The sequence below is a fragment of the Rossellomorea sp. FS2 genome (assembly GCF_047915635.1).
GTDB lineage: Bacteria > Bacillota > Bacilli > Bacillales > Bacillaceae_B > Rossellomorea > Rossellomorea marisflavi_A.
Genome location: NZ_JBLRVS010000001.1, coordinates 901,696 through 927,570, shown reverse-complemented (window position 1 = coordinate 927,570; position 25,875 = coordinate 901,696). Strand labels below are relative to the sequence as shown.

The 25,875-nt window shown below is 47.8% G+C and carries 26 protein-coding genes and 2 riboswitches; of the genes, 12 read left to right on the top strand and 14 right to left on the bottom strand.

The annotated features are described in order from the left end of the window. Positions 1–109 precede the first annotated feature (109 nt). From ACNA6I_RS04970 to ACNA6I_RS04950, 5 genes are all read right to left on the bottom strand, one after another. Positions 110–1,063 carry an LCP family protein gene (locus tag ACNA6I_RS04970; protein ID WP_416313007.1) on the bottom strand — a complete coding sequence of 318 codons (954 nt, stop codon included), beginning with the start codon at positions 1,061–1,063 and terminating at the stop codon, positions 110–112. A gap of 242 nt (positions 1,064–1,305) precedes the next feature. Then, positions 1,306–1,743 carry a hypothetical protein gene (locus ACNA6I_RS04965; protein WP_148795226.1) on the bottom strand — a complete coding sequence of 146 codons (438 nt, stop codon included), beginning with the start codon at positions 1,741–1,743 and terminating at the stop codon, positions 1,306–1,308. Beyond that, positions 1,740–3,227, bottom strand: a complete 1,488-nt coding sequence (locus ACNA6I_RS04960; protein ID WP_416313006.1) for an adenosylcobinamide amidohydrolase — start codon at positions 3,225–3,227, stop codon at positions 1,740–1,742. The genes ACNA6I_RS04965 and ACNA6I_RS04960 overlap by 4 nt, the downstream gene beginning before the upstream one ends. After that, positions 3,224–4,282, bottom strand: a complete 1,059-nt coding sequence (locus ACNA6I_RS04955; RefSeq protein WP_416313005.1) for a FecCD family ABC transporter permease — start codon at positions 4,280–4,282, stop codon at positions 3,224–3,226. Before ACNA6I_RS04955 ends, ACNA6I_RS04960 begins: the two co-directional genes overlap by 4 nt. Further along, on the bottom strand, positions 4,245–5,195 hold the full coding sequence (locus ACNA6I_RS04950; RefSeq protein ID WP_048003765.1) for an ABC transporter substrate-binding protein: 951 nt from the start codon (positions 5,193–5,195) through the stop codon (positions 4,245–4,247). Before ACNA6I_RS04950 ends, ACNA6I_RS04955 begins: the two co-directional genes overlap by 38 nt. 105 nt (positions 5,196–5,300) lie before the next feature. After that, positions 5,301–5,483, bottom strand: a riboswitch (cobalamin riboswitch). 166 nt (positions 5,484–5,649) lie between these two features. On the opposite strand from ACNA6I_RS04950, the gene ACNA6I_RS04945 reads away from it, so the two are divergent. Then, the gene (locus tag ACNA6I_RS04945) at positions 5,650–6,204 is read left to right on the top strand and encodes a PadR family transcriptional regulator (protein ID WP_048014436.1); all 555 of its coding nucleotides are present in this window, start codon (positions 5,650–5,652) and stop codon (positions 6,202–6,204) included. 28 nt (positions 6,205–6,232) lie between these two features. Continuing rightward, positions 6,233–6,763, top strand: a complete 531-nt coding sequence (gene msrA / locus ACNA6I_RS04940; protein WP_251526658.1) for a peptide-methionine (S)-S-oxide reductase MsrA — start codon at positions 6,233–6,235, stop codon at positions 6,761–6,763. 45 nt (positions 6,764–6,808) lie between these two features. Here msrA and ACNA6I_RS04935 read toward each other — a convergent pair whose 3' ends face one another. Beyond that, the gene (locus tag ACNA6I_RS04935) at positions 6,809–8,314 is read right to left on the bottom strand and encodes a phytoene desaturase family protein (RefSeq protein WP_048003768.1); all 1,506 of its coding nucleotides are present in this window, start codon (positions 8,312–8,314) and stop codon (positions 6,809–6,811) included. A 128-nt stretch (positions 8,315–8,442) separates the two neighbouring features. Between ACNA6I_RS04935 and ACNA6I_RS04930 the strand changes: the two genes are divergently transcribed. Continuing rightward, positions 8,443–9,549: a glycosyltransferase gene (locus ACNA6I_RS04930; RefSeq protein WP_231578780.1), complete on the top strand. Its 1,107-nt coding sequence runs from the start codon at positions 8,443–8,445 to the stop codon at positions 9,547–9,549. A 17-nt stretch (positions 9,550–9,566) separates the two neighbouring features. Further along, entirely contained in the window at positions 9,567–10,061 is a 495-nt protein-coding gene (locus tag ACNA6I_RS04925; protein WP_156489344.1) for a glycosyl-4,4'-diaponeurosporenoate acyltransferase, read from the top strand. 7 nt (positions 10,062–10,068) lie between these two features. Here ACNA6I_RS04925 and ACNA6I_RS04920 read toward each other — a convergent pair whose 3' ends face one another. Both ACNA6I_RS04920 and ACNA6I_RS04915 read right to left on the bottom strand, forming a co-directional pair. Continuing rightward, entirely contained in the window at positions 10,069–11,151 is a 1,083-nt protein-coding gene (locus ACNA6I_RS04920) for a C45 family autoproteolytic acyltransferase/hydolase (RefSeq protein WP_082824360.1), read from the bottom strand. A 123-nt stretch (positions 11,152–11,274) separates the two neighbouring features. After that, on the bottom strand, positions 11,275–12,135 hold the full coding sequence (locus tag ACNA6I_RS04915; RefSeq protein WP_048003770.1) for a S1 RNA-binding domain-containing protein: 861 nt from the start codon (positions 12,133–12,135) through the stop codon (positions 11,275–11,277). Positions 12,136–12,327: 192 nt separating this feature from the next. Further along, positions 12,328–12,428: riboswitch (purine riboswitch) on the top strand. Between the two features lie 77 nt (positions 12,429–12,505). On the opposite strand from ACNA6I_RS04915, the gene ACNA6I_RS04910 reads away from it, so the two are divergent. Then, positions 12,506–13,798, top strand: a complete 1,293-nt coding sequence (locus tag ACNA6I_RS04910; protein ID WP_048012844.1) for an NCS2 family permease — start codon at positions 12,506–12,508, stop codon at positions 13,796–13,798. Between the two features lie 41 nt (positions 13,799–13,839). Here the strand turns inward: ACNA6I_RS04910 and ACNA6I_RS04905 are convergent, their stop codons facing one another. Both ACNA6I_RS04905 and ACNA6I_RS04900 read right to left on the bottom strand, forming a co-directional pair. Beyond that, on the bottom strand, positions 13,840–14,352 hold the full coding sequence (locus tag ACNA6I_RS04905; protein WP_048003772.1) for a YhcN/YlaJ family sporulation lipoprotein: 513 nt from the start codon (positions 14,350–14,352) through the stop codon (positions 13,840–13,842). Positions 14,353–14,457: 105 nt separating this feature from the next. Further along, on the bottom strand, positions 14,458–14,877 hold the full coding sequence (locus ACNA6I_RS04900) for a DUF4395 domain-containing protein (protein ID WP_048012886.1): 420 nt from the start codon (positions 14,875–14,877) through the stop codon (positions 14,458–14,460). Between the two features lie 215 nt (positions 14,878–15,092). On the opposite strand from ACNA6I_RS04900, the gene ACNA6I_RS04895 reads away from it, so the two are divergent. Then, the gene (locus tag ACNA6I_RS04895) at positions 15,093–16,694 is read left to right on the top strand and encodes an ABC-F family ATP-binding cassette domain-containing protein (RefSeq protein WP_048003773.1); all 1,602 of its coding nucleotides are present in this window, start codon (positions 15,093–15,095) and stop codon (positions 16,692–16,694) included. Between the two features lie 50 nt (positions 16,695–16,744). On the opposite strand, the gene recQ is transcribed toward ACNA6I_RS04895, so the two are convergent. The 3 genes from recQ to ACNA6I_RS04880 form a co-directional block, all read right to left on the bottom strand. Beyond that, positions 16,745–18,838: a DNA helicase RecQ gene (gene recQ / locus ACNA6I_RS04890; RefSeq protein ID WP_416313004.1), complete on the bottom strand. Its 2,094-nt coding sequence runs from the start codon at positions 18,836–18,838 to the stop codon at positions 16,745–16,747. Positions 18,839–18,962: 124 nt separating this feature from the next. Next, positions 18,963–19,094 (bottom strand): hypothetical protein, encoded by a 132-nt coding sequence (locus tag ACNA6I_RS04885; RefSeq protein WP_283957821.1) that lies wholly within the window; start codon positions 19,092–19,094, stop codon positions 18,963–18,965. 108 nt (positions 19,095–19,202) lie between these two features. Further along, complete coding sequence (locus tag ACNA6I_RS04880; protein WP_048003775.1) at positions 19,203–19,418, bottom strand: cold-inducible protein YdjO-related protein; 216 nt, start codon at positions 19,416–19,418, stop codon at positions 19,203–19,205. Between the two features lie 281 nt (positions 19,419–19,699). Here ACNA6I_RS04880 and ACNA6I_RS04875 point away from each other — a divergent pair, with 281 nt between their 5' ends. Genes ACNA6I_RS04875 through ACNA6I_RS04865 form a run of 3 tightly spaced genes read left to right on the top strand, consistent with a single transcriptional unit; the run spans position 19,700 to position 23,456 of the window. Beyond that, positions 19,700–21,181 carry a spore germination protein gene (locus ACNA6I_RS04875; protein ID WP_048003890.1) on the top strand — a complete coding sequence of 494 codons (1,482 nt, stop codon included), beginning with the start codon at positions 19,700–19,702 and terminating at the stop codon, positions 21,179–21,181. Positions 21,182–21,216: 35 nt separating this feature from the next. Further along, positions 21,217–22,326, top strand: a complete 1,110-nt coding sequence (locus tag ACNA6I_RS04870) for a GerAB/ArcD/ProY family transporter (protein WP_416313003.1) — start codon at positions 21,217–21,219, stop codon at positions 22,324–22,326. 2 nt (positions 22,327–22,328) lie between these two features. Beyond that, positions 22,329–23,456: a Ger(x)C family spore germination protein gene (locus ACNA6I_RS04865; RefSeq protein WP_231578783.1), complete on the top strand. Its 1,128-nt coding sequence runs from the start codon at positions 22,329–22,331 to the stop codon at positions 23,454–23,456. A gap of 22 nt (positions 23,457–23,478) precedes the next feature. On the opposite strand, the gene ACNA6I_RS04860 is transcribed toward ACNA6I_RS04865, so the two are convergent. Further along, positions 23,479–23,832 carry a DUF1033 family protein gene (locus ACNA6I_RS04860; protein ID WP_048003778.1) on the bottom strand — a complete coding sequence of 118 codons (354 nt, stop codon included), beginning with the start codon at positions 23,830–23,832 and terminating at the stop codon, positions 23,479–23,481. A gap of 136 nt (positions 23,833–23,968) precedes the next feature. On the opposite strand from ACNA6I_RS04860, the gene ACNA6I_RS04855 reads away from it, so the two are divergent. From ACNA6I_RS04855 to yidC, 3 genes are all read left to right on the top strand, one after another. Further along, positions 23,969–24,418: a cupredoxin domain-containing protein gene (locus ACNA6I_RS04855; RefSeq protein ID WP_048003779.1), complete on the top strand. Its 450-nt coding sequence runs from the start codon at positions 23,969–23,971 to the stop codon at positions 24,416–24,418. A gap of 184 nt (positions 24,419–24,602) precedes the next feature. Then, on the top strand, positions 24,603–24,887 hold the full coding sequence (locus tag ACNA6I_RS04850; RefSeq protein WP_148795236.1) for a hypothetical protein: 285 nt from the start codon (positions 24,603–24,605) through the stop codon (positions 24,885–24,887). A gap of 30 nt (positions 24,888–24,917) precedes the next feature. Continuing rightward, a complete protein-coding gene (gene yidC, locus ACNA6I_RS04845) occupies positions 24,918–25,688 on the top strand; it encodes a membrane protein insertase YidC (RefSeq protein ID WP_048003781.1) in 771 nt (256 codons plus the stop codon). The last annotated feature ends 187 nt before the right edge of the window (positions 25,689–25,875 follow it).

Below are 25,875 nucleotides of genomic sequence, written 5' to 3'. Positions count from 1 at the left end.
TTAAAACGATGAAACCGGATGAAGTGATTCAGCTTTTTCTTGTTATAACGACGTGGATCCACAGTCATAAACCACAAAAAGGACCAGCCCTCAGGCTGGTCCTTCGTCATTATTGTTCTTTCACTTCGTCAGAACTTTTCCCATTAAGGAAGTCCTGAAGCGCTTTTGAATTCGTTTCGAAATTGACCTCCATCACATTGCCGACGCCGCTATAGTCTGCGAACGTATACGTCCCTTCGAGAGGAAGCGTGAGTTTGTCGATTTCTTTATCGCTGCCCATCACCACATCTTTGACAATCGAAATTTGATCCATCTTGGACATATTCGTTTGGATATATGGCTGTACAGAACCCGCCAGCTTCGGAAGCTTGGTCACTCCCCCGATGGAGAGGACTTCATCCTTCAGTGCAGAAATGACTTCTTGCTGACGTTCCACCCGTCCGAAATCCGATTTGGCATCATAGCGGAACCTGGCATAGCCCAACAGTTCCTTTCCATTCAGCTTCTGGACGCCCGGCTCGAGTGACACACCGATGTTTTTGGACATGGCATGCTCGACAGTCATCTCGATGCCGTCCGGTGCAAGGATATCCACCGATTTCTCGAATCCTTTGAAGTCAGCAATCATATAATATTGAACATCGATGCCGAAGTTTTCTTTTATGGTCTGGCGGAGAAGTTCAGGTCCACCAAGGTAAAACGCTGTATTCAACTTGTACCCTTGATATCCAGGTATCTGTACGTACATATCCCTCATGAGGGACACGATTTTTGTTTCATTGGTCTTTGGATCGACTTGAGCGATCATCATGGAATCAGTACGGGATTTTTCCTCCCCCCTGCTGTCCACCCCGAGAAGCAGGATATTGATCCGACCATTTTCGTCTTTCACACCATTAAACTCGTAATTCTCGTCTATTTGATCTCCGCCGGCCGCTTTATACCCACTGTAAAACTGAACAGCCGAATATCCAACGACAGCTAGGATGATGATCAGTAACAATAATATGATCTTTCTACCGCGTTTTTTCTTCTTCGTTTTGCGATTGATTCGCGAATCCATTTCCTCACCTACTTTTGTGACTTTCAATTACAGATGCTGGATGTCTGAATGATAATATAGGAGGTTCAAATCTACAATCCTTAGTTAATGGATAGTCTAGCAGATTTCCCCACTAAAATGTTCAGTCGAAATCCTATTCTATCATAAAGAATTGGAAAAGTAAGTATGATATTAGTACTTTTTCTTCAGGAATTCATACCCCCACATCGGATGTGTACAACTTGTGACAGAGGGAAGAAAGCTCATGATTTTCCTTTGAAGAAACCATACACAAAATGGGCGATGGTCAGACTCAGGATGGCGGATAGGCAAAACGTCACAAAATGAGGACTGTATCCAATGATCTGAATGATCAATGGACAGAGTAAGCCGTAAACGAAGAAGAAGACAATCGCCGCCGCTTCAGCTCTCCATCTGCTGAAAATGACCCCGAATAGCCATACGGCTATCAATAGAAAGGCGATCTCAGTTAATGATGACGTTCCATGGCCATCCATAATCAGAAGGCTCACAGCTCCGACTGCGGCGACCAGGATTCCTCTGTATGTACCGAGGAAGGAGGCTGCAAGGAGTGGCGGCAGGCTGATCATCGTCAACTGAACACCAAGGATCGGGATATCCATGAGCCCTGCGGGAATAGCCAGCAGCAGGAAGAAAATAAAGACAGCATGCTTATTCATACGAAGTCCCTCCATTCACTCCCCCCTCTTTTATGATTCTTATAGTTCTGGATTGCTTTCCTTGTCACCTCATGGACCCCCCGGCCGATGAGTTTTCCGATGGTCGTGACAGGACCTGCGAAATGATCCTTATCCCCGGTTTGGGTTGAAGCGACGAGGATGCTGTCCGTAGGTGTACCCGTCGCACTTCCACCAGTACGTGGATCGGTTACTCCTTCATCTATGAGCGCTTTGACTTTTGCTTCCGTGGATGTAACGAGCGCTTCAATAAACGCTTCATCCGTCAAATTCCCTTCGATGTAAACCCACAGGTTAATGGTGCCGGGGGCCGGGGCGGACGGGTGGAGATAACTTGTCGAAACATCAATGGCATTGCCGGTCCCTGCCGTGACGACGATGAATACTGCCTTATCCCCATCCTGGTATCTCCCATGGGCTACCAGTGAGAGGTCGAGCGCCGTCATCATGCCGACCGTCCGTGAGGGTTCGAGATCATGTTCTTGGATGAAGCGGCGCATGTCCCCTTCATAATCAACATGTTCATACGTCGGTGGCACCCTCCGATTGATGAAATCGGCATGCCACCCGATACCGGCCCCACATATCCCAGAAGACATGCATTTCAAAGGGGTCGGGGATGCATAATGAATCACGCTTTCCCCTATGGAAAGATGTTGAGGACCCATCTTGACACGAGATGATGTTTCCGATTGGGGGATAATCATCATTTGAGGTTTGGCAACGCTAGGGTGGGCTTGCTTTTGTACCTTCGTACGGTATACTGACTCGATGTTTTCTTCTTTGAGCACCTCTTCAGGCAGATGGATGGTTTTCGTTTTACCATCCTCCAGTAACAGGAGGCGATCGCAGTAGAGACTCGCCAAATTAAGATCGTGGAAGATGGAAATCACCGTAAGGCCATCTTCGAGGGTTTGCTTTTTAATGAGGTCGAGCAGGGATTTCTGATAGGATAGATCAAGATGGTTGGTGGGCTCATCAAGCAGCAATAGTTTCGGCTCCTGGGCAAGGGCTTGTGCAAGGAAGACCCGTTGCCGTTCCCCTCCAGAGAGCTCATGAAGGTATTTGTCCTTGAACACCCCAACCCCTGTCTGATCCATGACGCGTCCCACCACTTCTTCGTCATATTCGGAAACCGTCTTGAGGAAGCCTTTTTGATGGGCGTACCGGCCAAGCATGACGGTTTCCTTCACCTGGTAGGAAAAAGTGTCTCCCGAAAGCTGTGGAAGGACGGCTACCATGCGGGCAAGCTCCTTGGCGTTGTAAGCATCGATGGATTTTCCGGCAATCTCGATTGTCCCGTCCAGCAACGGTAAAAGACCCGTCATGGCTTTCAATAGCGTCGTCTTACCGCTTCCGTTCGGACCGAGTATGCCAAAGAATTCCGATTCCCCGATGGAGAAACTGATTCCGTCGACGACCTTCCTTCCTTCGTACCCGACCGATACGCGGTCTGCCTTCATCATATGGATGCCCTCCTTTTCTTCAGAAGTATATATGCAAAAATCGGGGCACCCACCAGAGAAGTGATGACTCCGATAGGCAGCTCAGTCGGTGCAATGATGGTCCGCGATACAAGATCGGCCAGCACGAGGAATCCTCCACCTGTCAGTACGGATAGCGGCAGGAGATGGACATGGTCATGACCGACGATCCTGCGAAGGAAGTGGGGCACCACCAAGCCGACAAACCCGATTGTACCCGAAACGGCTACAGCCGCGCCCGTGAGTATACTTCCGGAGATAAGGATCAGCAGCTTCCTTTTCTGGACTGATATCCCGATGTAGCGAGCCTGATCCTCCCCGAAGCTCATCCCGTTCAACTCTTTGGCATTGAGCAGCAGCAAGAGGACGCCGACCACGAAGAATGGCAGGACGATCCCCACATACTCCCATCCTCTCATGGACACGCTCCCGAGCAACCATCCGATGATCTGCCTCAATTCCTCCCCTGTTAGTGCGATCATGAGGGAAATGAAGGACCCCAGAAACGAACTGAAGATGATGCCGGTCAGGATGATCGTTTCCACCTTCATCGTCCTTTCGACCTTTTGGGCAAACCATAGGACGATAAAAATGGTCACGACGGAAAACAGGATACTCAAAAATGGAAGCGTGAACGGACCGATGAACGGGATCGTCAAATGGAAGAAGAGCGTGACCACCGCCCCCACTGATGCCCCCGAGGAAACACCCAACGTGTATGGATCGGCAAGGGGATTCCGCAAGAGACCTTGAAAAGAAGCTCCCGCAACAGCAAGGGAGCTTCCTACGATCAGGGCCAACAGGACTCTTGGAAGCCTGATGGAATAAACGATATTAATGAACATCTGATCTACCTCGGGCGGTACAGCTCTTCCAGTCATTTTTGCCCCGATGATCTGGAGGATATCCATGAACGGGACCCGGATCGTACCGACAGAGATGGCTACCAGGATAGAGATGATAAGGAAAGCAAGGGACGCAGCGTAACTGATCCAAATTTTATTCTTTGAATAGCTCCGGATAGACCGCTTTGGCAATTTCCTCTACTCCTTCTACGATCCTTGGACCTGAACGCGTCACAAGATCGGTGTTCACATCATGCACTTCTTCGTCCTTGATGGCTTGTACATCCTTCCACGCGCTGCGATCAAGGACTTGTTGAACGGCTTGCTCACCATATGTCGTGATGATGACGTCAGGATTTTTTGCGAGGACGTCTTCTTCACTTACATTGATCCATCCTTCCTGATCTCCCATCACATTGTCGGCATTGATGGTTGCAAGCATTTCATCGACGAAGGTATTCTTGCCGGTGGAATAGATCTCAGGTTCCCCGGAAACCTCCACATATACGCTTTTCTTATCTTTTACAGAAGCGGTTTTTTCTTTGATGGACTCAATTCCATCCTTCATGTCTGAAACGACTTTTTCCGCCTTTTCATTTTCCCCAACAAGTTTTCCGATATTCTCGATTGTCGTATAGACTTTATCAAAGCTGGATGCATCACGTACGACATAAACAGGAATACCGGAATCCCTGATCTGGTCCAGACCGGCTTTTGCTGATACAGCCGTGGATTCATGGGCAAGGACGAGATCGGGTTTCATCCCTACGATCTTCTCGACATTGAATTCCATTCCGCCGATCTTCTCAATATCTGCAGCTTCTTTCGGATAGTTATCAAAATCGGTCACCCCGACGACGTTTTCACCGAGTCCCAGTTCAAAAAGGATTTCCGTATTACTTGGGATAAGGGTGACAATCTTTTCAGGTGCTTTCTCCAGGGTGATATCATCCCCGAGTGCGTCCTCTACCGTGACCGGTTCGGATACGGATTCACTGCTTTTTTCAGAGGATTTTTCCTCTGCTTTGTTGTCTGTCGTTCCACATGCTGTCAATAATCCAAGCGCTAGGAACAGGGCTAATACGATCTTGATTGAATGTTTCAATCGTTTCTCCTCCTTGTTCGTTCCAGGCGAAAGAAAAACATCCCTTCAACAGGGATGTTAGTGTAAAATGCATCAAGCACCGTACACCCTTCTATCCGCGTAGATCGGTGTGATCAGAACATGGGCAGGTCTCCTGGCTCATGAGTATGCGCTCCTCCGCCTTCCCATTTCATCGAAACAGTGGCGTTGAAGGAGCAAACCCATTTACAGTGGCGGGACCGCGCCGGAATTGAACCGGCTTCCCTATTATGAGGCGTCAAGCGCTTCACCCATGATCTTTATGTAAGATTATCCACTGAGAATTATACACAAGTTTACAAGGATAGTGAATCTTTTTTCACATCCTGCAGCTCGAGCGCCGTCTTGGAAGGGCTTTGAGAGCCCATTCATGATATAATGGACCTTATTACGAGATTCAATGGCCCAGCGCGTCAACATGATAAGGAGTTTTTTTATGTCTATTCGATATGCATTGCTCGGTTTATTGGCCAAGCAACCTCAGACGGGCTACGACCTGTTCCATACATTCAAAACCCAGCAAATCTACTATTGGAGCTCGACCCACTCCCAGGTATACAAGGAACTCGGGAAGATGGAGGAAGAGCACCTTACCACTCATGACATCGTTTATCAGGAAGGCAGCCCGAATAAGAAGGTATATACCATCACCCCTGACGGAGAACGCCACCTGATAGAATGGATGATTCATACAAAGAGCAAACCAGCCAAGATCAAGGATGAATTCCTGATCAAGACATCTGCCTTTCACGTCATTTCAAAAGAAGAAGCCATCTCTCTCCTTCAACGGATGAAGGCGCATAACGAAATGGTGGTCACCGGGACCGGGCAGTGGAAGGAACAAATGTTTCAGGGCAATAAGCCCGGTTATGGGCAGGTTGGAGAGTATTTGACGGCAGAGTATGGGATCAGGTACGCGCAGATGTATGTCGACTGGTGTGATTGGGCAATCAAGGAGATTCATTCCCTTCCTGAGGATACGGAATCTTGACTACTACTATGATTTGGAGGAAGAACTGATGAGTGCACATACACATTTGGCAACATTCGCGGGAGGATGCTTCTGGTGCATGGTGAAGCCTTTCGATGAGCTCCCAGGTATACACGGAATCGTTTCCGGCTACACAGGGGGTCACATCAAGGACCCGACATACAAAGAAGTCAAAGAAGGAAACAGCGGTCATTATGAAGCGGTTCAGATTACATTTGATCCTGAGCTTTTCCCATACGAACGGCTTCTGGAGCTGTACTGGCCACAAATCGATCCAACGGATGATGGCGGGCAATTCCAGGACCGCGGTGATCAATACCGTACGGCCATCTTTTATCATGATGAAGAACAGCGGAATGCAGCAGAAGAAACAAAAAGACAGATTGAAGAAAGCGGTCGGTTCAAACAGCCGGTCGTGACTCAGATTCTTCCAGCATCCACTTTTTATCCTGCTGAAGACTACCATCAGGACTTCTACAAAACGAATCCTGATGAGTACAAGGAAGACCGCGCGAAGTCCGGAAGGGACGAATTCATCGAAGAAAACTGGAAAAAATGAAACAAAAAGGCAGCACGGGTGTTTTCACCCGTGCTGCCTTTTTGTTTACCCGGTGGCCCTGCCGTCTTTCGCTTGTTCGTCGAGGATCAGCTCTGCCGTCAGCTGTCCGGACAAAGAAACCATCGGCACCCCTCCACCTGGATGGGTCGATCCCCCCACAAAATATACATTGGACAAGATCCGGCTTTTATTCGGAACCTTGAAGCCTCCGTTCAGCTTCCGATCCGTCACCGTTCCATAGATTGAACCGCCATTTGACCCATAAAGCTTCTGGATATCATTCGGCGTGAAGGTGTATTCGAATTCGATATGGTCCCTGAGCCCTTTCACACCCATGCGCTCCAGCTTATTCAGGATCACTTCCCTGTATGCCTCTTCATGCCGACTCCAGTCTTCACCTTTTTTCAATGGAGGAACATGGGTGAGGACGAAGAGATTCTCTTTTCCTGCCGGGGCCTGTGACGGATCCGTTTTGGAGGAGATTCCGATATAGACCGTGGGATCATCCGCCATCTTCTTTTCTTCAAAAATTTGATGAAATTCCTTCTTAGGATCTTCACTGAAGAAGAAGTTATGATGGGAAAGATGGTCATACGTCTTGTCGACGCCGAGGAGCATCACCAAGCCAGATACGGACGGTGCATACTTGGCGAGTTCCTCCACTTCCCTTTTGGCTTCTGGCATCTCACCGAGAAGTGATTGATAGGCAGGGATCGCCTCGAGATTGGATATGACAAGATCTGCCGGAACCACCTCACCTAGTTTGGTTCGTACGCCTTCTGCCCGGCTTCCCGTCGTCACGATATCCTCCACTTCACAGCGAAGCCTTACCTCGACACCAAGCTCGCCGAGAAGTTTCTCCATCGCTTCTGCGATTTTATACATTCCGCCTTTAACGTAGTGGACTCCGATACCCAATTGAACATGAGTCAACTGGGACATGATGGCAGGGGATTGATAAGGAGATGATCCCACATACATGATCAAGAAATTGAACAGTTGCCGCAGGTGCTTATCCTTGATGAACTTGCGTGTGGCGGCATCCATCGACTTCATTGGATCCATCTGGATAAGCTCCTTCACCCCATGCATCATCCTCAAATCCTGGAGACCGCTGATGCTTTTTTTATAGAAGCTTTTCATTGTCAGCTCGTACATCTTACTGCCGTAGGATAGGTATTGAAACAGTTGTTCCGCATCTTCAGGAGATTGCTTTTTGACTTCAGCAAGGAGGGTGGGAAGATCTGCTGACAGATCGATGACCTTCCCATCTTCGAAAAATGTCCTCCAGCCCGGGTCGACCCTGACGATTTCAATATAATCATGAATATCACGATCCGCATGGGCGAACACTTTTTCCAACACCCACGGCATGGTGAGAATGGAAGGACCCGTATCAAAGGTGAATCCTTTTCCGCTTCGCTGGTTGAGTTTCCCTCCGAGACGCTCCCCTTTCTCCAGTATGGTCACCGCATGACCTTCTGCCGCCAGCCTAATGGCAGCCGACATCCCTGCAATGCCTCCTCCTACTATGACTACTTTTCTCTTCATACTTCTTCCTCCTTCAATATCAGGTTTATCCGCTACCCATTCTTGCCATTTTTCACAGAATCTAATCGAAGAAACGTATGGGGAGACGTGTTCATGACTAAAATGAGCTATAAATACGATTGATTGAGGTGTATGATATGACGCTTTGGATCACGGCCATCATTCTGACATTTGTCTTATTTCCGAAGGTTCATCGTTTGAAGAAGGACATACATGTACAAAAAGCATTTCTGGTCAAAAAATGTTCCGTCATCATTCCGGCGCGGAATGAGGAAGGCACCATAGGCAGGCTTCTTGAAAGCCTCTCCAAGCAATTGGCGTCACCATTAGAGGTGATTGTCGTCAATGATGGGTCGACCGATAGGACGAAAGATGTTGCTGGTTCTTATGGTGTACACATCGTGGATACACCCCCTCTGCCTGAAGGATGGGCAGGGAAAACGTGGGCGTGTTGGCACGGGGCCAATGCAGCGAAGGGAGATATCCTGATATTTTTGGATAGTGATACATGGCTCGATAGCTCGGGACTCCTCAAGCTTTGTGAGGCCTATGAAGAGCAGCATTCTGACGGGATCCTGACAATCCAGCCTTACCATGTGATGAAGCATGGCCATGAGCCCTTCTCCCTTTTCTTCCAACTGATTATCATGGCCTCTGTACATTTCCTCGGCAGGACCCGTGGCGGCTACGGTCAGTGCATGATAAGTTCAAAGGAAAGCTATGAACGACTTGGTGGACATGAGGACATGAGAACGCAGGTGGTCGAGCATTTTTCATTCGCCAAGAAGGCTTCGGGACGCGGCGAAAAAGTGCGCGCGCTCAACGGTAAAGGAGCGGTCAACATGAGGATGTACGAAGTCGGGATCGAAGAACTGTTTTCGGGGTGGTCCAAAAGCTTCGCTTCCGGAGCGAAATCGGGGCATCCCTTTGCGACGATTCTAACCTGTGTATGGATCGGCACCCTGGTGTCACTTCTTGCTCAGGGTGTCGATCGAATGGTGGAGGCCCCTTATGTTTATATGACAGGGTATGGAGTCCTTGCATTGCAACTGTATCTGATTTCCAGGGTGATCGGGAACTTCACATTTTTGGACACCCTTCTCTTCCCCATCCATCTCCTATTCTTCCTCCTTGCTTTTACCCGGTCCTTCCTGCAGACGTTTCTTACAAAGAAGGTCAAGTGGAAAGGACGGTACATTGTTCTTGATAAAGGAAAGGACGAAAAAATGAAATGATCATCCTGTTCAACATCTTGGCTTGGTTGAGCATTCATCTCTTGACGGCTTATGGCTGTTCACTCTTGAAGGAAGGCACCCTGCTCCGCCTTACAAGTGTGTTCAAACCGAGGGGGTTCGAAGGGGACGGTTGGTTCCGGATCATGGTGGTTAGGAAGTGGAAAAGCGTCTTCCCCGATGCCGGAGCATGGTTCCGTAACGGGATCTCAAAGAAGGACATCGGCCTCAAAAGGACAAGTGGCAGGAGACGATTCCTCGCGGAGTTGAACCGGGCCGAGCTGTGCCACTGGCTCCAGCTCATCCCCTCTCCGTTTTTCATCCTCTTCGGCGGAGGAACGATCGGCTGGTGGATGGGGGCATACGGGATTGCGTTCAACCTGCCCCTGATCCTCATTCAGCGGTATAATCGCATGAGGCTATTGGGGATCATGCGAAGCGATGAACCGGTCATGCATAGTTCCCTTGGAGTTGTGCACCTTAAGCATAAGGACCGGGGAAGTCCTCCACCATGAAACGCCATCAATCGCTCGACCTCCCCGGTTCTTTCTCCCTTTCCATGAAGTGAAATATTTCCGTCGTCGGAAATCTTCCGACGATTTTTTTTATGTGTAGCCTCTCCCCCTTCAGCCATTTCGAAAAATCGATGGTCACACCCCGGGATCCGCTCCCAAGGCCCACGACGGCCGAGAGGCTTCTGCAGTCGAAGGCTACCGTATGGATTGTTCCGTTCCACTGCTCATAGTCTTTTTTGAAGATCCTGCTCTCTTCGTGATGAAAGCTTTGGAATCCCTCGATCAGTGTAATGGGACTTTCCATCATTTCATTCAAATGGACCAACCGCTCCTTGGACTCCTTGATGTGGAAACGGTTTTCCCCCAGAAGATCAGGGGATTGAAAATGATTGGCACATACGAGGCTTCCCTCTGATTCATATGATTGCACACCTCTCGGGCTTGCTTCCACCACAGCTGACTTCCCCTTGCGATCATGAATGGAATAATTGAAGCTTTGCCGGTGTGGAAGTTCACTGAGGAGGGCCACCGCTTCTTCCGTTGTGGAACAAGTATCCAGGACCATCCTCGCTAACGTCGTGCATATCAATCCTTTTCCAGGATTCATACGATTCACGAAATGGAAGCCAAGGGCCAGCCCTTTTTCATTCAGACCGTCGATCCGGCCGATACCCCTGCCCGAAAACCCGATGCTCGAATAGGCTCCTTCTGTTTGGGTCAAAAGCAGTCTTCCTTCATAGGTTTTCGGATGAAAATCATAGTTACGGACATAGATCCCGTCTTTTGCCAGTGCCGAACAGCCTGACACCGGCCAATCCGCCTGATATCCTGAATACTCATGGACGGTTTCTTCCAGAGTCCAACCGATCCCTTCGGCAAACCCGTTGATTTCCTCCCACAAAGAAGGATCATACTGCATGAAGAGATCCCTCACCTCAGACATTACTGTCGCATAGGAATTCCGGGACTTCTTTCTTCTCTCCAGATGAAAACCGTAAAGGGGGGACCCTTTTAATTGATTTCCTAGGTCCACTCCCACTTCATAGGGCGTCCCTCTTGAACCAATGACACTTGCTTTGACCAATTGCATACAGGTCGCCTTCCTTTCATATGTGGTTCACCAGTCTCAGGAAATACAGGATCCATTTTTCGTTGAACCCCCTACGGACGGCAATGTAAAAAAAGGAGCGCGAATTAGCCACTCCTTTTTCCATCAATCTTTTTTCAAATATGTCCAGCCATCTTCCTGATAAATCTTGCCTTCTTTCATCATCATGCCCAGAGCCCGTTTAAATGATGCCTTGCTCATGTTGAAACGGTCCTTGATTTCTTCAGGAAGGCTTTTGTCCCAATAGGGCATAGAGCCGTTACGCTCAAGGAGGTATTCGAAAATGATCTCGGCATCATCGGACATCTTATCCTGCTTTAATGGAAGGAATGATACATTAAGGGAACCGTCTTCCTTCACGTCGATGACTCTCCCTTCGACCATTTGACCGAGACGCGGTTCTTCACGACGCTCGTTTTCGTGGACGAAGCAGCGATAGCCCTGCTCAGACAGGAAGAAGGTGCCTACCCGAAGGAGGCGGTAAACCCTTCCTTGGATGCTTGCCCTGTTCATTTCGGAAGAAGCTCTCCTTGCTACCTGTTCGATGATGTTCTCCGTTGCCAGACGGCCATACAGCCTGTCCTGCTTATCGCGGTTCAAGGTCATGAACAGCTGATCTCCCGGTTCCGGCCACAGTGAAAAGAATTTTGGAAGGTCGTCACCAGAAACGAGGATATCCTTCGGAAGACCGATGTTGACGAATACTCCGAGGTCTTCATGCTTATCCACTACTTCTGCCCAACCGTAATATCCTACCTGGATCTTCGGGATACGCATCGTCGCAGCCAGCCTTACTTCTTTATCATGATAAAGGAACACGGTCACCGTATCCCCTTCTTGAAGTTCTTCGGTCATTTCAGAGTGGTGGAGCAGCACGCGATTTTCACCATCGGTTAAAAAGAATCCGTATGGCATTTCCTGGTCGGCCGTCAGTTCCGCCACCACGCCCGGTTTTAATGAAGACATTGTATTTCCTCCTGCCGTTAACAAGTATTAAATAATCGTATTCCCTAAATATAGCCTGTTTCCTACCTTATGTATAGGGCGTCCGGCCATTTAGGAATAAAGAATCAATTTAGAAAAGAGTGAAAAAAGGAACATTTACCTCATATATTGACCCGTTTCGATGGATTTTGATATGATTCATCTATTCTGATTATAATAAAATACATGAACCCTTGTATAAGTTCAAGAATATGGCTTGAACGTTTCTACCAGCTACCCTAAATGGCTTGTCTACAAGAAGATGAATGTTTTCATATACATTCCTTTTGTAGAGTGAACTCTGGTCTGGGGCCGGGGTTTTTTTTATTGTTCTCATCCTAGGAGGGTTATTATGAAAGCATTCTTCAAATTTGAAGAACGTGGTACAAATTACCGTAAAGAAACATTGGCAGGGATTACAACCTTCCTATCCATGGCGTATATACTGGTTGTCAATCCCATCATACTAAGTCAGACCGGTATGGATAAAGGTGCCCTTTTCACCGCTACTGCGCTCTCTGCCATCGTCGGATCGCTGCTGATCGGGCTGCTGGCGAACTTCCCTGTCGGAATCGCGCCGAGCATGGGGCTCAACTCTTTCTTCACGTTTTCCGTCTGTATCGGGATGGGCGTCCCTTGGGAAACGGCCCTGACCGGTGTCTTCATTGCCGGCATCATTTTCATGATCCTGAGCTTGATGAAAATACGTGAAAAGATCATCAACGTCATCCCGTCCGATCTGAAATTCGCTATTGCCGGGGGTATCGGCTTCTTCGTTGCCTTCATCGGTTTTAAAAATGCCGGGCTGATCCAGGCGAATGCAGATACCATTGTGTCCATTGGAAATCTCGGGTCACCGGGGGCACTGCTTGCTGTCTTCGGTTTCATCGTCACTCTGATGCTCCTTGTGAAGGGCATTAAAGGAGGGATTTTCTACGGGATGGTGATCACGACCATCCTTGGCATGATTGTCGGACAAATAGATGTGCCCCATTCCGTGGTCGGGGCGGTACCAAGTCTTTCTCCTACGTTCGGAGTCGTGTTCAGCCATCTCGGCGACATCTTCTCACTGAAGATCTTCGCCGTCATCTTCACCTTCCTCTTCGTGGCGTTCTTCGACACCGCAGGTGCTTTAATTGCCGTCGCAAGTCAAGCAGGTTTGATGAAAGACAACCAGATCCCGAATGCCGGACGCGCCCTGCTGGCCGATTCCGCCTCTGGAGTGGCAGGATCCATCTTTGGTACTTCCACGACGGCATCTTTCGTTGAATCATCTGCAGGAGTTGCCGTAGGGGGACGCACAGGCTTCACCTCAGTAATCATCGCACTCGGTTTCGCTATTGCTCTGTTCTTTTCGCCGATCCTGTCCGTCATCACCCCCGAAGTGACGGCGCCGGCACTGATCATTGTCGGTGCCTTGATGGCAACAGAGGTAAGGCATATCGACTGGGGCAAGCTGGAAGTATTCATTCCTTCCTTCCTTACCATCATCATGATGCCCCTTACCTCTAGTGTCGCGACCGGTATTGCTGCAGGGTTCGTCCTGTATCCCTTCGCCATGATCGCGTCGAAAAAGGCCAGGGAAGTTCATCCGATCATGTATGTACTAGCGGCACTGTTCATCTTATTCTTCGCCGTCTCATGAATAAAGAAAGAGGACCGGAATCTCATCCGGTCCTCTTTGTTTTATTGGTTGCGATTCGGGAATACGCTGCGGATCATGCCGCTGATTTCTTCTCCGAGGCCTTCGATCGGCTGACCGTTCTTCACCTTACCGGAATAATCCTTCATGCGGTCAACGAATGCAGGGTTGGTTGAAATGTAGACGTTATGGATGCTTCCATTTGTTTCCTTTACTTGCTTCGTGATCTTGTCTTCGAGGTCCTTGCTCAATTTCCCATTATCAAGGACTGCCGCTACATAGGCATTATGGTCGGTCGCCATGACATAGGAGCTCTTTACGTTATCAAGGTTGGCAACCTTATTGGCAGCCTCCTCTGAGATGGAGTAGTTCCCATCATTCATCATTCCATCATTCATTTGATTGTTGTTATAGTCACGTTCGGCCTGGTTGTCATAGTTCACGTTTTGAAGGTTGTCATTCATTCCTTCTTTATCTGTGCCGTTTTTTGAAGCACATCCAGCTGCTGCTGCGGAGATCATCAAGATCGATGCTCCCGTAAGGATCAATTTTTTCATTTTTCTTTCCTCCTAGTTCGTATTCCTCCTTACTATCCCCGACCTTGAACTTTCTATTCATGCAAAAAAACGATCCGGACCTGATGGGCCCGGATCGTTTTTATTTCAGCTGTGTGACCGTTTATATTGATACCTCTTCCATTGAAAACGGATGAAGCATCCGATGCAGAAGCCAAGCAATGCAACGGCCGCTGATATGAACACCATGGCCGTGAATACGACCGACGCAATCGACCAGCCTGCAAGGGATGAGAGATAACCAGCAGCAAGACAAATCACCGCGATCGTACTATTGAATTTTTGTTGTTCGGCATCCTCCTGAATGTAGGTGGAGGCGTCGTTCCTTAAAAATGCCCGGCCAGCTTTCACGATCGGATTGAAGCCTAAAAAGGCACCACATGCATTGGCTGCCAATGGGATGAGCAGGTAATGTTCAACGTGAAAAATCCAGAAGCAGAGTACAAAAAATAAGATGCTCCACTGATTCAATTGGACAAGAGGCTTGGGAATCGTTTTAGGCTCCATACAAATCCGACCTTTCCGATTGGTTTTGTTACTTATCATACAGCGTTGCATCAAAATTTGCAAAACTTTTTTATCCGCTTGCATCTCTTCCTCATCTCTTGGCAGGATGCTTCTGCGTTATCCTTCATGTAAGGCTAAAAGAGCCGACTTCCCTATCTTTTTGAGCCTCTTGCATGGTATAATCTTTTAGATTGAGTATTAGGAGGGTTTCATACATGATCCAAGTATCAGATGTAAGTTTGCGTTTCGGCGACCGAAAATTATTCGAGGACGTCAATATAAAATTCACACCGGGGAACTGTTACGGCTTGATCGGGGCAAACGGTGCCGGCAAGTCCACATTCTTAAAAATATTATCAGGAGAGATCGAATCACAAACCGGCCATGTTTCCATGGGGTCAGGTGAGCGACTCGCTGTCTTGAAACAGAACCACTTTGAATATGAAGAACATGAAGTCCTGAAAGTAGTCATCATGGGACATAGCCGCCTTTATGAAGTAATGCAGGAAAAAGACGCCATTTATATGAAAGAGGACTTCTCTGATGAAGATGGCATGAAAGCAGCGGAACTTGAAGGTGAGTTTGCAGAATTGAATGGGTGGGAAGCCGAGTCAGAAGCTGCGATCCTTTTAAAGGGTCTTGGAATCGGTGAAAACCTCCATACAAAGCTGATGTCGGAGCTTACCGGTGGAGAAAAAGTAAAAGTACTCCTTGCACAGGCACTATTCGGCAAACCCGATGTCCTGCTTCTTGATGAGCCGACGAATAACCTTGACCTTCAGGCAATCCAGTGGCTCGAAGACTTCTTGATCAATTTCGAGAACACCGTCATCGTCGTATCCCATGACCGTCACTTCCTGAATAAAGTATGTACGCATATTGCGGACCTCGATTTCAGCAAGATCCAGATTTATGTCGGGAACTATGACTTCTGGTATGAGTCCAGCCAGCTCGCTCTAAAGATGGCACAGGACCAAAATAAGAAAAAAGAAGAGAAAATCAAAGAGCTCCAAGCATTCGTAGCGCGTTTCAGTGCGAACGCATCCAAATCGAAGCAGGCGACATCCCGTAAGAAATCCCTTGAGAAAATTAGCCTTGATGATATCAAGCCAAGTTCAAGGCGCTACCCTTACGTCCATTTCCAACCAGGACGCGAAATCGGAAATGACGTCCTGCGCGTAGAAAACCTCAGCAAAACGATTGATGGCGTGAAGGTACTGAACAATGTCAGCTTCATCATGAACAAGGAAGATAAGATTGCCCTTGTCGGTAAAAATGAAATTGCCAAAACGACCCTTTTCAAAATCCTCTCTGGAGAGATGGAGCCGGACAGCGGTTCATTCAAATGGGGCGTCACGACAAGTCAGGCATATTTCCCGAATGATAACTCGAAATACTTCGAAGGCAGCGAGCAGACCCTTGTCGACTGGCTCCGTCAATATTCTCCTGACGATGAGAGCGAAACGTTCCTGCGCGGATTCCTTGGCCGCATGCTGTTCTCCGGAGAAGAAGTATTGAAGAAACCGGGAGTGCTTTCAGGTGGAGAGAAAGTTCGTTGTATGCTGTCGAAGATGATGCTCAGCTCATCGAATGTGCTTATGCTCGATGAGCCGACGAATCACTTGGACCTTGAATCCATTACTGCCCTCAATAATGGATTGATCAACTTCAAAGGTGCCATGATCTTCGCCTCCCATGACCATCAGTTCGTTCAAACGATTGCCAACCGCATCATTGAGCTTACCGATGAAGGACTTATTGACAAAGAATCATCTTATGATGAATTCCTTGAAATGAGAGCGGCGCAAAAAGCTTGATAAAAGAAGAAAGCCTCGCCGGAAGCATCATGTTTCCCGCGAGGCTTTTTTTATTTGTGTTTTGCAAGGAATGCTTTGATCTGGAAATAACTGATTTCATCCGGTAAGAGCTCTTTGATAGGCTTGAGTTTATCTGAACCTGCCTCTTCCACGGCCTCCCTGATGAGCCCTTCCTCCTTTTCTGAAAACAAACGCGTCCAATCCTTACCTATCCCTTCTTCGTAGGCGCGGGCAATATGATTCTCGATCGTCGTCGAACTCATGCCTCTCCGTGAAGCAATCTGCTTTGGCTCGTACCCTTCCATGAATAGCTGATAGCTCACGATATGTGAAGGCCCATCTTCTACAATTAGTTCTCCGGACTCTTCTTCATTCACTTCCCTCTCTTCAAAGTCTGCGATTCCTTTCAGGAACGCATCTCCGTATTTAACGAGCTTATTCTGCCCCACTCCGCTCACATCGAGGAACTCATCCCGTGATTTGGGACGCTTTTCGCACATGTCATGAAGCGTCTTGTCCGAGAAGATGACAAATGGCGGAACACCTGCTCCTTCTGCCAACTCTTTTCGGATCTGGCGAAGTGATTCGAAAAGGGGATCTTCTTTCTTGATGACCCGGACCGCCGTCTTTTGGATCTTCCTTGAAACCGATCTCTGCCCCAACAGCACCTCTTTTCCCTTTGCAGACACTTTGAGGATGGGGTAGCTCCCCCCTTCCACCGCAATCACTCCTTCTGCGATCAAATACTCAATAAAAAGGGAGACATCCTTTTGCGATTGATCTTTCATGAGTCTGTATGTGGAGAGCTCATCAAATCGCCAATCCATGATTTTTTTATTTTTTGATCCGGTCAGGACCCCGGCAATCAGGGAGGTCCCGAATCGCTCATTCATCCTCAGCATACAGGATAGGACCATCTGTGCTCTGACCGTCACATCTTCCTGTTCACGGTCATCCAGGCAGTTGCTGCATTTTCCGCATCTTGTATCCCCTTCCTCTCCGAAGTAGGTGAGGATATATTGTTGCAGGCATGATTCCGTATGGGCAAAGTCAATCATATCCCTGAGCTTTTGCATTTCATTCATCTGCATATCAGGCGATAGATTCTGCTCGATGATATATCGCTGAGTCTGGATATCCTGCGGAGCGAAAAGGAGGATGCACTCACTGTCGAGTCCATCACGTCCTGCCCTTCCGGCTTCCTGATAATAGCCTTCCATATTCTTCGGCAGTTGATAGTGGATGACATACCGCACATTCGATTTATTGATACCCATACCGAAGGCATTCGTGGCCACCATGATGGATATCGAGTCGTTCAGGAAAGCATCCTGCTGTTCTTCACGGAGACGATCGGACAAACCACCGTGGTACTTACCGACTGAGATTCCCTTCCGTTCGAGAAGCTGATGCAGAGCTTCGACTTCCTTTCTTGTGGCACAGTAAATGATCCCAGAGTGATCCCGGTTCTTCTTTACGTAATCCTCCACCCATTTTTTTCGGTTTTCCCCTTTGACGACTTGGAAGAACAGATTGTCCCGTTCGAACCCTGTCAGTACCATATTCTCATCACGGATGTGAAGATGCTGGAGGATATCCTGTTGAACTTGAGGGGTCGCCGTAGCCGTCAAAGCGAGGATGACGGGGTTGGTCGGAAGTTGGCCCACGGCCGAGGAAATGTTCATGTAGCTGGGTCTGAAATCGTGTCCCCATTGGGAGAGACAGTGGGCTTCATCAACCGCTACAAGGGGGATGGGAAGGGTTTGAAGGAATCTCAGGAAACTTCTAGATTCCAATCGCTCCGGTGCGATATAGAGGAGCTTATACTCACCTGCTGACAGGCCGGTCATCGTTTCATCCGTTTCTCTTGCCGTTAGCGTACTGTTTATGTAAGTGGCTGGTATCCCTTGTTGGATGAGGGCATCGACCTGATCCTTCATCAAGGAAATCAGAGGTGAAATGACGACGGTCACTCCATCTAGGAGCAGAGACGGAACCTGGTAACAAAGGGACTTCCCTCCTCCGGTAGGCATGATCCCGACAGTATCCCGTCCGGCTAGAACATGTTGCACAATCTCATCCTGCCCGGTTCTGAATGAATCATATCCGAAATACTCTTTTAATACATTTATGGCTTGCTGCAAACCTTCGACCTCCTATCATGATTGTGGTCCCCTAATTGTAAAACAGATTTTCCTATCTGCCAATAAAGAGTCCACACTAAAAATGAACAAGGCGGTCACGGACTTCCGTGATACCGCCTCTCTTTCAAAACCACTTGATTTCTTTGGATTCCTTTTTATCTTCGTTTGGCGCCGTCCCTTTCCAGAATTGCTCCCATACGGTACGACGCGTTTCTTCTGGCTTTTTTGTGTCAGTCTCTTTTTTCACAGCCACCATGCTCCCTCCCTTGAAGTCAGAATACAATACAGTGTATTCATCAAACCGGAAAAGCGTTTAGCATTTGGGCGGGCAAAAGAAAAAAGAACCGACGATTGTCGGTCCCGATCAGGAAGTCTTCAAGGTAGGATGGGGGTTATCCACAACCTGCAGAACCTTTGTCGACTGTACCATATCTTCTTTACACAACGGACACTTAGGAGTGTCTTCGCTTTTGAAATTATCTCTCATCCAGCCTTTACAATCTTCAGCGGAACAAGCCCAAATTTTTGTTTCTTCTGTTTTAATTTCTTCCTCAACTTGATTTCTACGACCAAAAGCCATTGAATGTCCTCCTTTAAGATAAGTAGGATTTTCCCGCTAAGCTTTCTAACATGGAAAAAATAAAACTGCTGTAGATGGTAAGGGTTGATGGATATATGCTATATGTTCACTTCTATTGTACCATACTTTTACTTTTAAATATAGTGAACATCCTTCTCCTCCCTAGTATGGATGGAATCCAGGGAAAATATGCAAGATCATCTCCCTCATTTTATGATGATACACGGGGTAATATGCTCATCTCCGGGCAGGCTAAAAGGTAAATGAGTCATGTCAGGGTGATGAACATCGTGATCAAGAGTAAACAACAGAGACCTTTCGGCAGCGTTCTTTTAGACGCTCTGAATGGAAGAGTACAAACCAGCAGTGATCTCGTGATGAGGCAGTTGGAGAAGGGATCTCAAGCTTACACCATCGCTTATCTTGAAGACCTTATCGATTCACAGGCTCTGCACAGTCATATCCTTCGACCGCTCGAAGACTGGCCTGACCCCTTGTCAGACGAAGAGGTCCATGGTGTGATTTCCATCGGGGGACTTTCGACCACCGACTCCGTTGAAGACACCATCAGTCAGCTCCTCAATGGGGCTGCCATCGTCTTTCATGAAGAATCAAAGTACGCAACAATAGCGGACATCAGTGATCCCGGAACGAGGAGCCTGGAAAAGGCTGAGACCGAATCACTCGTCTTCGGTCCGAAGGTTTCTTTTACCGAGTCGATATCAAAAAACCTAAATCTGGTTCGTGCCAATGTGAACGACCCCAACTTATGCGTGGAAACCTTCGAAGTCGGAGATCGGCTGAAACGCAAAGTGCAGATGGTCTATATCAGGGACCTTGCCGACGAAGAAAATGTGAATACCTTCCGTCAGCGCATCCAGGATATTGAAGTGGACAGCATTTTGGACTCAACGGTCCTGACCCAGATGATTGAGGATAATTCCTATACGTTTTTCCCACAGTTCCTTACAACGGAGCTGCCTGACCGGGTAAGCGTATCCCTCCTTCATGGTAAGGTGGGGATCCTGGTGGACAGAAGCCCAACGGTCATCATCGGTCCCTCGACTTTCCTGAGTTTTTTTGAATCGACGGAAGATATTTATCTGCGATGGAACATGGGGACATTCCTACGCCTTGTTCGTTTCATTGCCATCTTCTTCTCGATCCTGCTTACACCCGCCTATGTGGCCGTCATTACGTATCATTACGAGGTGATTCCGTCGGCCCTTCTCGTTTCGCTCGGCCAATCCCGGTCGAATGTACCCTTCCCCCCCGTCTTCGAAGCACTCCTGCTGGAATTCATCATCGAGTTATTAAGGGAAGCAGGGGCGAGACTGCCGACCAAAGTGGGTCAGACGATGGGTATCGTCGGAGGGATCGTGATCGGACAGGCTTCCGTAGAAGCGGGATTTACAAGTAATATCCTGATTATCATCATCGCCATTAGTGCCCTGGGCTCCTTTACCGCCCCTAGCTATGCCATCGGTACAGCCGTAAGGGTTCTACGCTTCCCTCTGATTATCATGGCAGGCTTATACGGTGGCTTGGGGATGATGTTTTGTTTCTGTTTCCTTCTCATCCACTTATTAAGGCTGACCACCCTTGGAAGACCATACCTGTCACCAGCTTACCCGTTCAGGTATCAGGATTTGAAGTATAGTCTCTTCCGACTCCCCTATCAGTTCCTTTCTAAGCGACCGGTCACGAACCACCCCAGTGATGCTGGCAGGATTCCGGAAGAGAAAATCAAACATAAAAAATGATTATACGACCCGTGACGATGGAAAGGAGGGTCTCCATGAAAGTAAACCTGGATCCCCAGCCAAAATTCATGATCAACGCATTTCTAGTCATGTTCATCATTCATACATCACAGACCGGCGTCGGGATTGCCGGTCTGCCGCGTATCGTCTTCATGGAGGCAGGCAGGGATGCGTGGATCAGTGTACTCTTGACCGGTCTCTCCATCAGCCTTGTGCTTTTCATCATGGTCGCCATCCTGAAGTCATATGAGTCGGCGGATCTTTATGGCATACACAGGGATGTCTATGGAAAGTGGCTGAGTGTATTCTTCAATTGCGTGTATGTCGTCTATCTTCTGTGTGTAACGTTCATCATCATGATGAATTACATTGAGATGGTACAGGCGTGGATTTTCCCTAAGATCCAGCCGTGGCTTGTGATGGGCCTCCTCCTCATCCTGTTGGCCTATGGAGTGAGCGGAGGCTTCAGGGTTGTAGCGGGGATCTGCTTCCTCGGATTCATTTTCGCCTTTTGGCTCGTGTTCATGATCTACACCCCGGTCAAATTCATGAGCTTCAATCATTTGCTCCCCGTCATGACGGCTTCACCGGATGAACTCATGAAGGGCATCTACAAAAGCAGCTTTTCCATGGTGGGATTTGAACTTTTATTTGTATATTACCCTTATATCAAAGAAAAGAAGAAAGTCTTGAAATTCGCCTTGATCGGTTCAGGTTACACAACGATCCTATTCACGGTCCTGACTGTCGTCTCGATCGGTTTTTTCTCCCAAGAGACATTGATGAAAACGATTTGGCCCATCCTATCCATGTTCAAAATCCTCAGAATCCCGAACTTGGAACGGTTTGAATTCATCGCAGTCTCCTTTTGGATGCTTATTATTCTACCCAATATCTGCACCTACTTCTGGAGTGCCATCAGGGGGATGAAAAGGACGTTCAATGTGTCCCATAAGAAATCGATCATCATTTTCTGCCTTGCGATCTGGCTTATCTCCATCTTTTTGGAGAACAGGGTCCTCATCAATACCATTACGGACCGGATCGCCACGGGCAGTTTTGTCCTCGCTTTCATTTACCCCTTCATCCTCTTCGCCCTGGTCAAGATCAGGATGCGATTGACAAAAAGGAGGAGTCGCTCGTGAAAATGCTCTGTATCCTTTGCTCCTGTCTCCTCTTTCTTACAGGATGTCTGGAGACCAAGTACCTTGAGAAATTGGGGCTGATTACGGCTGTCGGTTACGACAAGGAAGACGATAATAAAATTAAAGGCACCACCGTTCTTTATCAATTCAACCCATCGATGGATGAAGTAGAGAAAACGCTGACCACGACTGCCCGGACAACCAAGGGAGTCAGGCTCTCCCAAAACCTTGAAACCGATCATAAACTCGTATCCGGTCAGCTCAGGGTCGCGGTCTACGGAAGGGATATCGCGGAAGAAGGGATCGCTCACCTTGTGGATACACTTGAAAGGGATTCCTCCATTGGCAATATGGTATATCTGGCAGTGGCCGATTCTTCTGCTGAGGAGATTTTGACTTTTCCATTAAAGGAAGAACCATCCAATACGGGGACGTATCTTTATAATCTCATCCAGCAGAACGTAGATGGGGAAACGATCATCGCACCGACACTGCAGGAATTCGTTACAGATTATGGTAGTGTCGGGAAGGATGCCATCCTCCCTATGTTGTCGATCACGGATGGGGACTTGGGGGTCGAGGGATTTGCACTATTTGATGAAGATCGTTTCGTACAAAGTGTCGGGAAGGAGAAATTTTTCTATATACGATCTCTTATAGAAAAATATGAAGTAGGCAGTGTAGAATTGGGGGTCCCGTTAGACCCTTTCAAGAATCATCTATCCAAATGGGACCGTGAAGATCGTACTGAGGAAAATCTGTTCATCACACTGGACAGCATACGCTCTTCCTTCAAGATCCGCATGCCCGACAGGAATCAGCCGGATTTCCACATCACACTGAAGGTCAAGTCACGCTTACTGGAAATGTCGGAGGAACTTCGTCTTGGAAATCCGAAAGTCATTGGACTGCTTGAAAGTAAAATTGATCAAAAGATGGAGGAGTCCATTAAAGATGTCCTCACTTTTCTACAGGAGAATCATACGGACCCTGTCGGATTCGGGATGAAGTATATGAGCGTGAGGGGTCATCAGGATCTGACACGTAAAGAATGGACCGATCTTTACCAAAAAGCGACGTTTCATGTGACGGTTGAAAATGAAATCGTCCGCACCGGAGTCATCAATTAAAAGGGCCGACACTGGGCGGCCCTTATCGATTGGTCATATAGTCATGGAGTTCCTTTGATAGTTCGTTGGATGGCAAATGTTCCGCCGGCTTCCCGTCTTTGAACAGGATCAGGCCGATGAATAGCTGTAAATCATCGTCACATGCCTCACAGAATTCAATTTCTTCCGGATTCCAAAAGGCAATGGAATGAACATGTTTTGCTTTCATATTTGGATAGAGGGATCGGTGATGGAGAATTTGTTCCTTATATTTTTCCATGGCTTCAACTTCATTGTCAAAGGACCATTCTTCCACGATATCCTGTTCCCAATTTTCGAAGAACCACCATGGTTCAGCATCGCTCTTCGTTTTGATCACTTTCCATTTTGATTCCATATTCCCACTCCTTCTCCCCAAATTGTACAAAAAAATAAGGAAAATGCAAAACATTTCAATTCTATCCTCTGGACGGAGACAAGTTCTTGTGCTGCGGTGCATAGTTATAGGACAAGAACGATACAGGGGTGAACCTATGAAATTTTATTCCATATCTAAAAGAAGGTTCCTGATCACAGGTATGCTGATCGTGATGATTGCTACAGGCACTCTCTGGTACCTGTCGAACCGGGATGACTATCCGACCGTTTCCCTCCCAGGCGGGAAAGCACAGGTGTTTCAGTTGGTGACGGGGGAATTCTCATCAGAACTGCCTGGTGGTAAAAAGATCGAATCCTATCGATGGGACCCGGGAACGATTGTTGTTGAAAGCGGAAAAGAGGTCGAACTCAGGATCCTCGGAGTGAATGGACATGAGCATCCCTTCCACATTGAGGGGACAAACGTGACCGGAGTGGTGAAAAAAGGGGAAGAAACGGTGGTGCACTATACCTTTGCCGACCCCGGAACGTATAAACTCGTGTGCGACCTGCATGAAACAATGGAGCAAAACGGCCCCATGATCGCCTACATTGTCGTCCAATGAGCCGGATTTTTGGTCGGGGTATCTCCCTTTCCCGCAAGACGTCTGTGCAGAGGCTCAAAATGGCCAGGTGGCGGTCCTTTGTGGGAAAATGACCAACATGGTCCAATAGATTATCATGGATTTTTCCCTGCAGAAGAAGTATACTCTAACTTGTATGACCTTTAAATAAAGGAGCCAACCTCCATTGTCTATTCTTTTTATGCAGGAGTTCATCGATTTTTATCTGAGCCCGATCCACTTCAGCATCCTGCTGTTATTCATCCTGATCCTGTTACTGAATCAATTTCCTTTCCCGTTCAAGCTTTATTCCCACTCGCCCTATAAACGGATTGATGGGATTCAACGGGTCGCGGAAGTTCAGGCAGACCAGAATGAAACCGCCGGTACCAGATTGATCAAAATGATGAAATTCCTCTTTTATCATGCAGAAAGTGATGAACCGTCCTCCTTGGATTGTCAATTCATTTAACAATCCAAACACTCAAGGAGGAACACATCATTGAAGAAATTAACCATATCACTACTTATACTCATATCCGCTATCACACTCGGGGGATGTCAGAGTGCTACGACTGACGGAGCATTCTTCCACGATTATTTCGTCAATCCATTTGCCTACCTGATCCACGAGATCGGAACATTCCTAGGTGGGAACTTTGGACTTGCTCTCATCGTGATCACGATCCTGATCCGTTTGATCCTGCTTCCTTTCATGCTGCGCACCTATAAAAATCAGCAGGAAATGAAAGTGAAGATGGACGTGATGAAGCCTGAAATGTCGGCTATACAGAAAAAGATCAAAGAAACGAAGAATAAAGAAGAGCAGCAGAAACTTCAGCAGGAAATGATGCAGCTATACCAAAAGCACGGCGTCAATCCATTGAATATGGGCTGCCTCCCTTTAATCATCCAGACACCGATCCTTATCGGCCTGTATTATGCCATCCGCTCTTCAACAGAAATTGCCGACCACTCGTTCCTATGGTTCAATCTTGGAGAGCCGAATATCGCCATGGCGGTCATCGCCGGGATTGTCTACCTCGTCCAGTCGAGGGTGACCCTGATCGGTATGACTCCTGAGCAGCAGAAGCAGATGAAGATCCTTGGACTTCTCTCACCTGTCATGATCTTCATCTTCTCATTGAATGCGCCATCTGCCCTTCCCCTCTACTGGGCAGCGGGTGGGGCCTTCCTGATCATCCAAACGCTCATCGGCAAAAAGCTGTACGCACCAAAAGCCGTTGAGAAAGAAACGAAACCAGCAAAATAAAAAAACGAGGCTGAGACAAAAGTGTCTTAGTTATAGTAAAACCCGACATCATTTTTCTAATATAAGGAAAATGATGCCGGGTTTTTCATTTGTTTCATGAGCATTTAAATTGTTTCTAGCGGTTGATTGGAGTGCAAGACGAGGACTCCTGCGGGAAGAGTAACTGATGTGAAACCCCGCAGGCTTG

Bases quoted from the DNA above. Each gene is read 5' to 3' on its own strand.
- ACNA6I_RS04960 (WP_416313006.1), bottom strand. From the start codon at position 3,227: ATGATGAAGGCAGACCGCGTATCGGTCGGGTACGAAGGAAGGAAGGTC.
- ACNA6I_RS04970 (WP_416313007.1), bottom strand. From the start codon at position 1,063: ATGGATTCGCGAATCAATCGCAAAACGAAGAAGAAAAAACGCGGTAGA.
- ACNA6I_RS04895 (WP_048003773.1), top strand. From the start codon at position 15,093: ATGATCCAAGTATCAGATGTAAGTTTGCGTTTCGGCGACCGAAAATTA.
- ACNA6I_RS04920 (WP_082824360.1), bottom strand. From the start codon at position 11,151: ATGCAATTGGTCAAAGCAAGTGTCATTGGTTCAAGAGGGACGCCCTAT.
- ACNA6I_RS04935 (WP_048003768.1), bottom strand. From the start codon at position 8,314: ATGAAGAGAAAAGTAGTCATAGTAGGAGGAGGCATTGCAGGGATGTCG.
- ACNA6I_RS04885 (WP_283957821.1), bottom strand. From the start codon at position 19,094: ATGGTGGCTGTGAAAAAAGAGACTGACACAAAAAAGCCAGAAGAAACG.
- ACNA6I_RS04900 (WP_048012886.1), bottom strand. From the start codon at position 14,877: ATGGAGCCTAAAACGATTCCCAAGCCTCTTGTCCAATTGAATCAGTGG.
- ACNA6I_RS04870 (WP_416313003.1), top strand. From the start codon at position 21,217: ATGAAAGTAAACCTGGATCCCCAGCCAAAATTCATGATCAACGCATTT.
- ACNA6I_RS04910 (WP_048012844.1), top strand. From the start codon at position 12,506: ATGAAAGCATTCTTCAAATTTGAAGAACGTGGTACAAATTACCGTAAA.
- ACNA6I_RS04945 (WP_048014436.1), top strand. From the start codon at position 5,650: ATGTCTATTCGATATGCATTGCTCGGTTTATTGGCCAAGCAACCTCAG.
- ACNA6I_RS04875 (WP_048003890.1), top strand. From the start codon at position 19,700: ATGAACATCGTGATCAAGAGTAAACAACAGAGACCTTTCGGCAGCGTT.
- msrA (WP_251526658.1), top strand. From the start codon at position 6,233: ATGAGTGCACATACACATTTGGCAACATTCGCGGGAGGATGCTTCTGG.
- ACNA6I_RS04865 (WP_231578783.1), top strand. From the start codon at position 22,329: ATGCTCTGTATCCTTTGCTCCTGTCTCCTCTTTCTTACAGGATGTCTG.
- ACNA6I_RS04855 (WP_048003779.1), top strand. From the start codon at position 23,969: ATGAAATTTTATTCCATATCTAAAAGAAGGTTCCTGATCACAGGTATG.
- ACNA6I_RS04965 (WP_148795226.1), bottom strand. From the start codon at position 1,743: ATGAATAAGCATGCTGTCTTTATTTTCTTCCTGCTGCTGGCTATTCCC.
- ACNA6I_RS04880 (WP_048003775.1), bottom strand. From the start codon at position 19,418: ATGGCTTTTGGTCGTAGAAATCAAGTTGAGGAAGAAATTAAAACAGAA.
- ACNA6I_RS04915 (WP_048003770.1), bottom strand. From the start codon at position 12,135: ATGTCTTCATTAAAACCGGGCGTGGTGGCGGAACTGACGGCCGACCAG.
- ACNA6I_RS04905 (WP_048003772.1), bottom strand. From the start codon at position 14,352: ATGAAAAAATTGATCCTTACGGGAGCATCGATCTTGATGATCTCCGCA.
- ACNA6I_RS04860 (WP_048003778.1), bottom strand. From the start codon at position 23,832: ATGGAATCAAAATGGAAAGTGATCAAAACGAAGAGCGATGCTGAACCA.